The sequence below is a fragment of the Salinivibrio kushneri genome (genome assembly GCF_027286325.1).
Taxonomy (GTDB): Bacteria; Pseudomonadota; Gammaproteobacteria; order Enterobacterales; family Vibrionaceae; genus Salinivibrio; species Salinivibrio kushneri_A.
Genome location: NZ_CP114588.1, coordinates 1731561 through 1744280, shown reverse-complemented (window position 1 = coordinate 1744280; position 12720 = coordinate 1731561). Strand labels below are relative to the sequence as shown.

The following is a 12720-nucleotide window of genomic DNA, read 5'->3' as shown; positions in this document are numbered from 1 at the left end:
TTATTTGCCTCCTTTGCGCAGGCGTGGGTCAAGGACCACGTACAGCATGTCAGCAATTAAGTTAAACGAGAGCATAAACAAGGTCATAATGAGTAGCTGGCCTTGTAGGACTTGATAGTCACGCGCGTTGATCGCATTCAAAAGCACCGAGCCAAGACCGGGGTAGTTAAAAATAATTTCCACAATCAGTTGGCCCCCGATGGCAATACCCAGCGACATCGATAGCGCGGTGACACTGGGCAAGAGCGCGTTGCGCGCCGCATAGTTAAACACCACGCGGTTTTCGCTTAACCCTTTGCCGCGAGCCATGGTGATGTAGTCTTCCGCAAGCAGGTTAATCATGTTGTTACGCATGTTGACCAAAAAGCCGCCTACTTGAATGATGGAGGCACAAAAAAGTGGGAGTACGGCGTGATAGGCCACATCTTTAATAAAGGTCCAACTGGTCCAGTCTGGGGTCACGCCTGGCGTGTAGGCATATCCGGTTGGAAACCACTTCAACCCAATGGCGAAAATAAACAGCGCCAGCATCGCGATAACCACTTGAGGCACTGCTTGGATAATTAGCATGCCTGGGGTGATCACAGCATCGTATTTCCCGCCGCGCTTCCAAGCGGCAAAAATGCCCAAAATCGAGCCCAGCGAGAAAGACAGCAGCACCGCACTGCCGGCGAGAAACAGCGACCAGCCAAAGGCTTTGCCGAGTAGCTCGTTAACCGACAACGGATAAAATTGGATGGAAGTGCCTAAATCCCAGCTCAGCACGTTTTTCATGTAGGTGAAATACTGCATATAGAGTGGGCCATCGACAAAGCCCAGCAGTTGTTTCATTGCCTCAATCCGCTCTGGAGTGACTTGCACCGAGGCATTGGCAAACATCATGGTGACCGGATCACCGGGCATGGCACGTGGAATAATAAAATTGAGTGTTGCTGCCACTAAAAGGGCAATCATGTAAAAAGTTAGCCGTCGGAAAAAATAACCCATAACCCACACCTTACACAGCGAAGTGGTGATGTTCTTGGTGTGAACATCGTGGAAAAGCGGGCGCGCAAGGCGCCCGATATTGGTTACTGGACGGGCTTAAGGTCCAGCACATGGAGAAGACGTTCAGGAATGCCGGCCCAGATAGAGGGGCGGCCTTTCGGATTGTCTTCGTTCCACCAACCGGTGAAGCGGGTTGTGTTGTATTGATACATTTGTGCGCCAGAAAGCACCGGGATTGTGACCTGATCCTTGGCGATAATCGCTTGGATTTGGTGGGCAATTTCCAATTGTTCAGCTTTATCGGCGGTTTTGTAGAAGCTGTCTAACAGCTTGTCGAGCTCGGCATTTTGGTAGTAATGCATTGCGAACCGCGGCATGCCGTCCCCTTCCTGTAAGTTGGAGTTATACGCGCTGTTCCAATAGGTATAAGGGTCCGCACCATGGAAGTAGTTGGTATAAGCAACGTCGTAGTCGGCTTCGAGCATCGCTTGGCGGTATACCGAGAAATCTGGCGTACGTGCTTTGGCTTTGATACCGGCTTCGGCAAGTTGCTCAACCGTCAGTTGAACGGTGTTGTTGAAATCGGTCCAGCCATTGGGGGATTGGATCTCGAGCTCAAACGATTTACCTGATGGGGTTTCCACAAAGCCATCGCCGTCTTGATCTTTAAAGCCGGCTTTCGCAAGCAGTGCTTTGGCGCCGTCTAGATCGTACGTATTGTATTGGCGATATTTCTCATGCACCGCTTCGTCGGACCAAGACTCAAACGCATAACCTAAGCCAGACGCGAAGTCGTTTACCGTACCACCGCCATAAAACGCGATATCGATGATGGTTTGACGGTCTAGCGCCATCGAAAATGCGCGACGGAAGTCGACATTGGTCAGCGCTTCACGCTTGGCAGGGTCTGGGTCATTAAAATTGACCATAAAGGCTTGGGTGCCGGCGGCAGGATACCAATAGTGATGGTTTGGATTGGCCGCGGCATAGGTGCGATCAATGTCAGGAATAAACGAGGAGGTCCAGTCCATTTCACCGTTGATCACTTTGCTTAAAAACTGGTCGTTATTGGCAATTTGCGGTACGCGCAGACAGTCAACATCGAGGTTGTCGTTGTCCCAATAATGCGGGTTACGACATTGAATATAGAGCTGAGAGGTGAAGGTATCGATAGTGGTGAAGGGACCCGATCCTACCGGATTTTCATTGGTGTAAGACGCAGGCTCTTCAACATTTTTCCAGACGTGCTCAGGTACCACAGGTACTTTAGCAATCTCGTAGGGTACATTGGAGTTGGCCTCAGTGAGTTCAAAGCGGACGGTGTAATCGTCTACCTTCTTCACATCATCAACCCATTGGTTAATGCCAGATTGATCCAGTTCAGGGTGGTTTTTGACCAAATCAAACGAATACACCACATCGTCGGCGGTATAGGCTTCACCGTCTGACCATTTCACTCCTTTGCGTAGGGTAAAGGTGACACTTTTCAGGTCATCAGCCATTTCATAGCCGCTCGCGAGACGAAAGACAGGTTGGTTGCCTTTCATTTCGTTAAATACCACTAATGGCTCATAGATAAAGTCAGTCGTGGTGTGCAGATACGTGGCGCCGAGGAAAGGGTTAAAGTTACGGACAAAAGTATTGAACTCTTTCGGGTGGATAGTGAGCTCACTGCGCTCGGCGGCACTGACGCCAGCACTTGCGCTAAGCGCACCGATAATTGCAGAGGCAAGTAGGGTCTTGCTGGCAATTCTAATGTTACTCGAAAACATAGCCATTCCTTACTGTTGCTTTCAGTTCACGTGATGGATAGTGATGAGCTCATTGCTAACAACCGTTACGAGCTCAAGCTTGCTGTGTCGCTGACCCTTACGTTGTGTTTATGGATGGGATGACCCAAGGGATACTTGTTGTACTAGGCCAGCAAACACCTTCACTAAGCCCAAGTTAAGCGAAGGCTGCAATGTGAATAATCGTTAAAACCGTAAAAAAGCGCGACGTTGACGTTATTTTTGTTAAAAAAAACAGCCATAAAGGTCGTTTCGCTTTGAGCACACATAGGGTTCAGCACCGAGCATAACTCTTAATGAAATTATAATTGTATAAAAATCAGAGCTTTATGATTGTTTTTCGTTTGGGTGATACATGTCACACGCTAAAGTGTGCTTATTTTTTATCAAGAAAAATCACTGTTTATTTTGTTGTGACAAGTCGCGCATTTCTGATTGATATCCGGCAATCATGGTGGGTTTCCCAAGATATGTTGTGATTGAAAAGAGGTTGGTTCGCAAAGATTATTAATGGGTGCTGTAAGCTCGCCAGTCAGGGGACAGACATGTTAAGTGTCAGTGAATGAGCGCCACAAAATCGCCAATAGGAAGTTACTGAGGGTTGTTTACTTATTTTGATGCACCGGCCCTGGTAGGGTTTTCTTAGTAGGAGGCTAAAAGTGTCGGAGGCTAAAAGTGTCTGTCCTCACAAGCGCTCTTACAAGAGACACTCACAAGAGACATACGAGGCACTGCAAGGCGTTGTGGCGCTCAGCAATATGGTGCCTGTCCCCATAAGGGGGCGATAAGGGGGGTGAGAAACTAGCGCGGTAACGAAGCAGTGCCTGTCCTGATAGGACAGGCACTGGGAGAGGGAGCGATTTGGCTGTGTTAGTCTTCTAGCAGTAGGTGGCGCAGTTGTTGGTAATAGGATTCCAGCTGAGTGCGGGTTGTACTGCGTTTATCACAATGATCGAGAATGAAGCGAATGGAGCTCAGCACTGTGCGCCATCGCGGGGTTTTTGGCAGGGTTTCGATGAGCAGATACTTATCCAGTGTGCGGGTTTGCAAGCTACTACGATCAAGGTAGACGCGCCAGAGACCACTTTGCTCGGCAAAATCGAATTTGCTTTTGCCTGTGGCTTCTTCCCAGTAATCTAAGCTGGCCACCATGGCATCAACAATTAGCTGTCTACGTGTGTTGGTTTTATCTTGCTGTTGGTGTTGCGCTTTTTCAGCAAGAGCTTCAAATTCTCCGCCCATTGCTTTAAGCGTTTCAAGTTGGCTCGAGTCTCCGCCTAATGCGTAGCCAGACAAGGCTTCGATGGCGCTTTCTAGGCTCTGTATACGAGACTGAGACACGGGCGCGTCTGTGTTGATGACATACAGGCTGTCAATGTCAGACTCTGCTGGAAAACGCAGCAGCATACCGTCAACGTCCTGTGGTTGTCCTTCAATATAAATGGTAAGTGGACCTTGATAGTGCTCCACCTGATTGGCTTGCTCGGGCGCTTTCACCAAGGCTTGACCGTGCATCCGTTTTACCTCGTCTTGTTCACGCCCAAACAAGGATGCTGCCGCTTGGTTAACAAAGCGAACCTGGCCATCTCTTCGCATACCTAACATGGCTTCAGGGGCGAGAGAGAGTTGTGAAATCAACCAAGACTGGGTTTCGAGTAGGCTGGCTTGCTGCCGCGCACTTTGTTCAAGCGCTTGCTCGAGGCGTTGGTTTTCTTGGCGGCGTTGTTCCGCTTGGCTAGCGGCAAGGTGTGTGGCTATCCGAGCAGCGAGCTCTCTTTTATCAAAGGGTTTACATAGGTAATCATTCGCACCGATTTCAAAGCCATAGATGCGATCATCAGGCTGATTTAAGGCGGTTAGCATGATAATCGGCAGTGCAGCATGGTCAAAGCGTACTCGAAGCTGCTCGCAGACTTCGAACCCACTCATACCGGGCATTAGCACGTCGAGCAAAATGAGATCCGGTTTCGTGGTGGCGATATGCTCAATGGCTGTACGTCCATCGCTTGCTGTGCTGACCTGATAGCCTTCAATATTGAGAAAGCTAGTGAGTACTTGTTGGTTGGTTGGTTCATCATCAACCACTAAAATATGTAACCCGTTGTTATTATCGCTTGGTTTAACCTCTTCTGACGAGGAACGGGCGAGCGCTTCTCGCGTGTCAGCTTGGTGAATGTGTTGGGTAGAAAAGGCGGTAAACTCGGTGCTCAACACCGGGGGCTCATCGACACTGGGAAGGGTGAAGCTAAAGGTGGTTCCCACTTGCGTCTGACTACTGACGTAAAGCTGGCCGCCCATCAACTCGACAAGCTGACGACTGATTGATAGACCAAGACCTGCGCCGTGTTGATAATGATAGTGGCTACTTACTGCTTGTGCGAGAGGCTCAAAAACGGTGCTTAACTGTTCCGCTGGGATCCCTTTACCCGTATCAACCACTTGGATGCGAACGCGATCGTCAAGGGTGTCGGCGCTAATAACAATCTTACCCGCATCGGTGAACTTAATCGCATTCCCCAGTAAGTTGTACATAACTTGTTCAAGGCGTTGGGGGTCCGCGTGTACCCAGATTGGTGTGTCGCTGAGCTGATTAATGATGTTTAGCGGCTTATCTTTTTTAAGGTGTTTGGCGAGTGACAGCACAAGCTGTGTGATGGCGTTGAGATTGACAGGGCCTTGTTCTAAGTCTAATTGCCCATAACGCATTTTATGGTAGTCCAAGAGATCATCGACCAGCTTGGCCAAGCGCTGGCCGCTGTTGACGATAATCGACAGTTGATACTGGTGGTCGCGACTAATCGGACCGTTCGCACCGTCAATCAGTGCTTCGGCAATCCCTATCATGCCGTGCAATGGGGTGCGAAGTTCGTGAGAGGTGGTTGCCAAGAATTCATCTTTCAGTTTGTTGGCCACATGTAGCTCTTCATTCTGAGCACGTATGGTGGTGATGTTAGCTTCTAAGGTTTGGTTCTGCTGGCGGATTAAGACCAGCTTTTCGCGGATGGCATGGCGCATACGGGCAAAGCTCACCGCCAAACGCCCGATTTCATCACGACGACGCGTGTGGTGGATTTGGGTATCAAGGTCACCCGCACTGACTTTTTCGGCCGCCCACGTAAGTTGAAGCAGTGGGCGAGTAATAAAGTTGGACATATAGTGCGAGGCAACCACCACTGCGAGAATAGCAAGTAACATGGCGACGATAAAAAGCTGTTGCAGTTGGTGGATGCGTGCATAGGCCACTTGTGTAGGCACTTCTGCCACGAGTCCCCATTTCAGGCCGTGCGTGCGAATAGGCGTGTAGGCGGCGAGCATGGTTTGGCCTGACTGGGCTTGATAGCGGGTAACACCCGTTTCTCCGGCTAATGCTTTTTCTATGGCAGGCGAGTTACTGACAAGCTCACTGTTGCTGGTTGAGTGCGCACGAGTCTTGCCGTCATCACCGACGAGGTGTGTTTCAATCGCATTGGTTTCTCTGGGTGCCATCAGCCTGGTAAGGGCATGGCTAGGAAGCCGGAAGAGCGCGTAGCTATGGAGATACCCTTGCTGAATAATGGGGGCGCCCAGCCATGCAACGCGGGTGTCGGTCTCTTCCGCGGAAAAATCAGAGATAATCACCTTAGGCGTCGGATCTAACTTCCCTTTTGTTTGTTGCGTTTGCTGTTGTAGGGTCGCGAACGTTTGCCCCAATCGTGCATCACGGTGAGGGCCTGAGAGTAAGTTTGTGCCATAGTTGCTCAGTTTTTTCACCGAATAAGTGACGTTGCCTTGCTTGTCGACCAAGAGTAGATCGTCAAAATCTGCGCGGGCGAGCAAAGCTTGATAAGCGCGGTGGTAGCGTTTGTGCAGCAGCCGATAACGCTCGGTGGCGGAATAGTTGGGATCGTCCTTGCGCACAGGTGTTTTCACCCTCTCACCGGACCCAAGGTAGTAGCGGCGTTGCGCGTAATCACGAGCCGCGTCGATGTTTGGTCGTAGTCGCTGAAATGCGTTGACCAAACCATAAAAATGGCCACCGCTGGCGTAGGCGAGCTCCGAAGCGACAAATCCGAGCACCTCCGCTTCTTTCGCATCAAAGTAATCATTGATTTGCTGTTGTTTACTGTCGCGCACCGATAAAAGGTGAGCTGTGCTTTGTTCTTGGAGATCTTGGCTATGGGCGTTAAGAAAAAACAAGGCGACTAAGATCAGAGGGAGGAGGCTCAATAGAAGAAAGGCCAGCATCAAGGTGTGATGGAGGCGTTTAAATGGATAAGCAGTAAACAAGGTTTTCATAAGCAACAGCGTCTTCCCTACAGCAACTTTCCAATGTCGTGGTCGTATTTTGGCCCCTGATGAGCCTGTGTCTCTGGCGAATAGAGCTGGGTGTGCGCGACGACACGACAATCATCTTATGCCATGACGTTACTGAGTTTTTTCGCTTTGACAAGGAAGTCGCTATGGAAGCGTGTGGATCGACGCACTTTTCCGTGTATCGCTGCAAGTTTGCGTATGTTTTATCCACGTTATTTCATTGAAGAAAGGTGAAAAAAAGGCCTCGACAGATGCCGAGGCCTTTAGCATTCCGAAAGCAAACGGAATTAGTACTGAGGTTTGGTTGCCGGTGCGTAGGCAGACGCACGTGCCTCAGCGCTACCCGCAGCTTTCGCTTCTGGGTTAGGCGCTTTAAAGGCGGCGATTGCCACAGGGCTGTGATCAACCGTTTCGCTCGGTGCCGGTGCTTTCATCATCGGTGATGTGGCTCGGCGGTATTGAATCGTTGCCGTTGGGGCATTGATTTCCGCTTCGCGTTCAATCACTTTTTCGGTCACTAAATCGACCTCTGAGTCCTGCGCAGGGGTTGTCACTGGTGCGTCTGGCGTGGCGACCTTCGGCGCAGCGTCGATAACCGGTGTTGCTTGGCTATGTGCCGGTTGTGGTGCTGGCTCAGAAGTACTTATCGATGCCATCGGTTGGGCCGACACTGAATCTGTCTCCTCCGACTTAGCTTGCATGATAATGACTTTACCCATGGCCATTTCTGGACGGGCAACACCACCGATAATAGCCTTACTGTTTTGGCGTTTGTCTTGGCGGCGGCGATCTTGCTTCACTTTCACGGGTTGCTCTGCCGACCATACCTTGCCCATCGCCATTTCGGGAGACGCCATGCCTGTCGTGAGTGGCATAGGGCTTTTCACCATTGGGCGACGGCGACGACGCTGTCCACTCGCGCGAAGGTGGCGCGGTGAGCGACGGTTACGACGCTTGTCCTGCTGACCTTCTTTCTTCGCGTTATCAGGCTGCTGTTTAGCCTGTTGTGCGACTTCAGCCCCGACTTGCTGCAAGTCTTTGCCTTGGTCAGGTGTTACCTCGGTGGCAACTTGGGTATCCGCATTATCTTTGTTGATACGCACGCTGCGATTCAGCTTACGACGTTGGCGGCGTTGTTTAACCTGTTCGGTTTTCTCCGCTTTTTGGTCGTGCTGTTTGTTGCCTTTATCCGCATTGTCAGACTGTGGCTTCGTTGCCTTGGCCTCATCTTGTTGCGCGGCAGGCTTTTTCGCTTTGTCGTTGCGGTTATCGTTACGGGGTTTTTTCCCTTTACGATTATTGTCGCGACGCTCTTCTTGCGGCTTGTTCTGGCGACGTTGTTTATTGTTACGTCCACGTTCGCCGTTGCCACCTTCACTTTGCTCATCGCGATTTTGTGGTTTGTTGTTGCCACGTGACTTATTGCGCTGGCTGTGTGTTGGCTTCTGGCTTTGCCCTGTTTGAGCTGGCTCAGGTTGGGCGGTAGGTTTTGACGACGCGGTTGTTGCATCATCAGCTGGCGCGGCAAACAAGCGCGAGAAGAACTGACCCACTTTGGTGAACAGGCCAGGCTGAGCCGACGCTGCTGGCTCATTGGCTGGTGCGGCCGTTTTAGTTGCACTTGGTGCCGGCGAGCTTGGCGCTGCAAACCCTTGTAAAACAGGTTCTTCACGCTTTTTCGCTGGACGTGCTTGTTGTGGCTCTTCGCGTGCTTCTACTTCTCTGAGCGCATCAATCTGGCTTGGCAGCTGATAAGACAGGTTCGCCATTTCTTCACCGCCGCGGACGCGAACCACATCAAAGTGTGGCGTCTGCATGTCGGCATTTGGTACCACGACCACTTTGACATTGTGGTATTTCTCAATGTGCTGGACCGAGCGGCGTTTTTCGTTAAGCAGGTAAGAGGCGACGGGGACAGGGACGATACCCAGTACTTGCGCCGTGTTCTCTTTCATTGCCTCTTCTTCCATCAAACGAAGAATGGACAATGCTAGCGATTCGTTATCACGAATTACACCGGTGCCTTTACAGCGCGGGCAAATGTGATGGCTTGCTTCTGCCAGTGATGGACTGAGGCGTTGGCGTGACATTTCCAGCAAACCAAAGCGCGAAATACGGCCGATTTGCACGCGTGCACGATCCATACGGACAGAGTCGCGTAGTTTGTTTTCCACTTCACGTTGGTGGCGCACGGGGGTCATATCGATGAAATCGATAACGACCAGTCCACCCAGATCACGCAAACGCAATTGGCGGGCAATTTCTTCTGCCGCTTCAACGTTTGTTTGGCGTGCTGTCTCTTCGATATCGCTTCCTTTAGTGGCACGAGCAGAGTTGATATCGATAGAGGTGAGGGCTTCGGTGGGGTCGATCACGATCGAACCACCAGACGGCAAGCGAACCTCGCGTTGGAACGCAGATTCAATTTGGCTCTCTATCTGGTAATGGCTAAATAGCGGCACTTCGCCTTCATAGAACTTGATGCGGCTGACAAAGTCAGGGCGAACCAGCTTGATGTGCTCTTGCGCGCGTTGAAAGACCTTCTCACTATCAATCAAGATCTCACCGATATCACGGCGTAAATAGTCGCGGATTGCGCGTGCAATCACGTTACTTTCTTGATGGATAAGGAAAGGGGCAGGGTTGGCGTCTGCGGCTTCTTTCACCGCTTGCCAGTGGTTTAGCAGGACTTTCAAGTCCCATTCAAGCTCTTCGGCAGATTTGCCCACACCTGCGGTACGTACAATCAAGCCCATACCTTGCGGCAGTTCGAGGCCAGACATGGCTTCTTTGAGCTGACTACGTTCTTCTCCCTCGATGCGACGAGAAATCCCGCCGGCACGTGGGTTGTTTGGCATTAATACCAAGTAGCTACCTGCTAACGATACAAACGTAGTCAGAGCAGCCCCTTTATTGCCGCGCTCTTCTTTGTCCACTTGGACAATCACTTCCTGGCCTTCTTTTACCACATCTTTGATGTTAGGGCGGCCTTGATAGGTGTAACCGGAAGGGAAGTATTCGCGGGCAATTTCTTTAAGAGGGAGAAAACCGTGTCGTTCTGCGCCGTAGTCAACAAATGCCGCTTCCAGGCTTGGTTCGATACGGGTAATGCGTCCTTTGTAGATATTCGCTTTTTTTGATTCATGGCCGGGACTCTCGATATCGAGATCGTACAGCCGTTGACCGTCGACCAATGCGACGCGCAACTCTTCCTTCTGAGTTGCGTTAATCAACATTCTTTTCATCTGATTTTTCTCATTTATTTATCGTTGTTATTAGCGGTTGATGACGAGAGCAGTCGTCAATGCTGCCTGACCCCAAGTCTGATATGGTGCAGCCTCCCGGCTGGAGAAAATCAGGGGTGCGCTCGGGCAAGTTTTAATCGGCCAGCTACAACGGTTTTTATGGCTCACCGGATTACGCAGTTGGCGTCCGCCGTTTTTACCGATGGCGGAGAGCTCTGACACTGACTAACGGTCTCGTGTCAACACACTAAACGGGTGCTTTTGGTTTACGTCTTACGCCAATTGCCGCGTAACGCCTTAAAAGCATTCGGAATTATGGTGCTTTTACGGATATAACCGTATACAGCTATCACTTGATTGACTCATCGCAGACCAGGCCTTTTTTCGAAAAGTGCATGTTCCACTGATGAAATCGCTGTCACAGGCGATAAGCTGTGTTTCAGATAAGCGTTTGCTTTTCTGATTAACGCCGCAACTATAGCAGGGAGACTAAAGTCCAGCAATCGGCTTTATTCGCTTATGTTGCGTTGGTAGTAAAACCGCGCCGATGTGGTGTTTTTTTGCACGACAATGCCTTGTGCCACTCGCGGTTGCGGGGACGAACACAACCCGCGGCTGTGTTAAGTGAGGGATGGCTTGCGGTAGCAGGTGCATGTCGCTGTGCTTAGCGGTAGAATGAAGGTTATGACAGAACAAAAAACTCAAGTGCGATTCATCGACATCGATGACGACATCGCCGGCCAACGCATCGACAATTTTCTGCGAAATCAGCTGAAAAATGTCCCCAAAAGTATGATTTATCGCGTGCTTCGTAAAGGAGAAGTGCGAGTTAATAAAAAACGCATAAAACCCGAGTATAAGCTGCAAGCTGGAGACGTGGTGAGAGTGCCTCCGATCCGGCTTCCCGAGCGCGATGAGAAAGCCGCCCCCAGTACCAAGTTAGACAAAGTGGCTGCGCTTGAGCATTGCATTCTTTATGAAGATGACCACCTACTTGTGCTCAATAAGCCTTCAGGTACCGCGGTGCACGGGGGGAGTGGGCTACAATTTGGCGCGATAGAGGCAATGCGCGCACTGCGTCCTAAAGCGCGCTTTTTGGAGCTGGTGCACCGGATTGATAGAGACACCTCGGGGATCTTATTGATTGCTAAAAAACGGTCTGCGTTGCGCCATCTGCAAGCGCAATTTCGCGAAAAATCGGTACGCAAAGACTATTATGCCTTGGTCATGGGTCACTGGTCCGCTAAGCAGCGTAAGGTGACAGCGCCTTTGTTGAAAAACGAGGTGAACAGCATTGTCCGTGTTAATCCCGAGGGAAAGCCGTCGGAAACCCGTTTTAAAGTGGTTGAGACGTTTGCGGAAGCCACTCTCGTGCAAGCGAGCCCAGTAACAGGTCGGACACACCAAATTCGAGTCCATGCGCAATATGTAGGGCATCCTTTGGCGTGGGATGACCGCTATGGCGATCCCCGTTTTGATGCTTACACCAAGGCTGTGGGGCTAGATCGATTATTTTTACATGCCGCCACGATTCGTTTTGTGCACCCAGGGAATGATGAAACCATGACGCTTAACGCGCCCATGGAGCCCAAACTTGAGCGGGTACTTGACGGGTTACGGGCAAAAAACGCATCACGCAGAGGCTAAATCCATGACTGTCGAATTATCGCTTACATCTGCTTGGCAAGCTGGCGAAAGTCCGGCCAGCCAACCGTCGCACTCAGTGCTTGCCCCATACTCATTGTTGATCTTTGACTGGGATGGCACTGTGATGGATTCGATTGGACGCATTGTCTCTAGCCTCGATGCGGCGGCTCGATTAACAGGGCAATTACCCATTTTACCTCCTGAGCGTTTGCAAACCATGATTGGCCTGAGCTTAGAAAAAGGTTATCAGCTGCTTTACCCTGATGCAGATCCAGCGTGGTATGACGATTGGATTCACCACTACCGCCAACAGTTTGTGCATGATAATCCAACGTCCTGTCAGCTTTTTCCTGGAGTGAAAAATACCCTTATGTCTCTAAAAGCGCAGGGGTTTGAATTGGCGGTGGCAACGGGGAAATCACGCGCTGGGCTGGATAGGGCGATGATGGAGACGGGGACCCAAGATTTGTTCGCCGCCACGCGTTGTGCGGATGAAACGGCTTCTAAGCCTGATCCGAAAATGCTTGATGAAGTGTTAGTGCAAACAGGCATCCCACGTGATAAGGCGCTGATGATTGGTGATACTGGACATGATATGCAACTGGCCATCAATGCGGGTATGGCAAGGCTCGCGGTCACTTGGGGCGTAGAAGCGTCTGCCAGCCTTTCGGCGTTTGAGCCCGTTGCCGTATTAAACAGCCTAAACGAGCTGGTGAGCTAATTTGCGGCTTAAGTGCTTGGTAAGGTTGCAACTATGT

General features: G+C 50.7%; 6 protein-coding genes. 2 read left to right on the top strand and 4 right to left on the bottom strand.

The window, feature by feature from the left end:
- From N8M53_RS08215 to rne, 4 genes are all read right to left on the bottom strand, one after another.
- Window positions 1-987, bottom strand: a complete 987-nt coding sequence (locus N8M53_RS08215) for an ABC transporter permease (protein WP_046075428.1) — start codon at window positions 985-987, stop codon at window positions 1-3.
- Window positions 988-1070: 83 nt separating this feature from the next.
- Window positions 1071-2759 carry an ABC transporter substrate-binding protein gene (locus N8M53_RS08210; RefSeq protein WP_269578418.1) on the bottom strand — a complete coding sequence of 563 codons (1689 nt, stop codon included), beginning with the start codon at window positions 2757-2759 and terminating at the stop codon, window positions 1071-1073.
- Between the two features lie 888 nt (window positions 2760-3647).
- Window positions 3648-7052: a response regulator gene (locus N8M53_RS08205; protein WP_269578417.1), complete on the bottom strand. Its 3405-nt coding sequence runs from the start codon at window positions 7050-7052 to the stop codon at window positions 3648-3650.
- A gap of 305 nt (window positions 7053-7357) precedes the next feature.
- Window positions 7358-10306, bottom strand: coding sequence for a ribonuclease E (rne, locus tag N8M53_RS08200; protein WP_269580008.1), 2949 nt, complete (start codon window positions 10304-10306; stop codon window positions 7358-7360).
- Between the two features lie 693 nt (window positions 10307-10999).
- Between rne and rluC the strand changes: the two genes are divergently transcribed.
- Both rluC and N8M53_RS08190 read left to right on the top strand, forming a co-directional pair.
- Window positions 11000-11962, top strand: coding sequence for a 23S rRNA pseudouridine(955/2504/2580) synthase RluC (gene rluC / locus N8M53_RS08195; RefSeq protein ID WP_269578416.1), 963 nt, complete (start codon window positions 11000-11002; stop codon window positions 11960-11962).
- A gap of 4 nt (window positions 11963-11966) precedes the next feature.
- The gene (locus tag N8M53_RS08190) at window positions 11967-12683 is read left to right on the top strand and encodes an HAD-IA family hydrolase (RefSeq protein ID WP_269578415.1); all 717 of its coding nucleotides are present in this window, start codon (window positions 11967-11969) and stop codon (window positions 12681-12683) included.
- Window positions 12684-12720: the final 37 nt, after the last annotated feature.

What these genes read in the sequence shown, in the direction of transcription:
- N8M53_RS08210 (WP_269578418.1), bottom strand. Translation starts at nt 2,759, where the DNA reads ATGTTTTCGAGTAACATTAGAATTGCCAGCAAGACCCTACTTGCCTCT.
- N8M53_RS08205 (WP_269578417.1), bottom strand. Translation starts at nt 7,052, where the DNA reads ATGAAAACCTTGTTTACTGCTTATCCATTTAAACGCCTCCATCACACC.
- rne (WP_269580008.1), bottom strand. Translation starts at nt 10,306, where the DNA reads ATGTTGATTAACGCAACTCAGAAGGAAGAGTTGCGCGTCGCATTGGTC.
- N8M53_RS08190 (WP_269578415.1), top strand. Translation starts at nt 11,967, where the DNA reads ATGACTGTCGAATTATCGCTTACATCTGCTTGGCAAGCTGGCGAAAGT.
- rluC (WP_269578416.1), top strand. Translation starts at nt 11,000, where the DNA reads ATGACAGAACAAAAAACTCAAGTGCGATTCATCGACATCGATGACGAC.
- N8M53_RS08215 (WP_046075428.1), bottom strand. Translation starts at nt 987, where the DNA reads ATGGGTTATTTTTTCCGACGGCTAACTTTTTACATGATTGCCCTTTTA.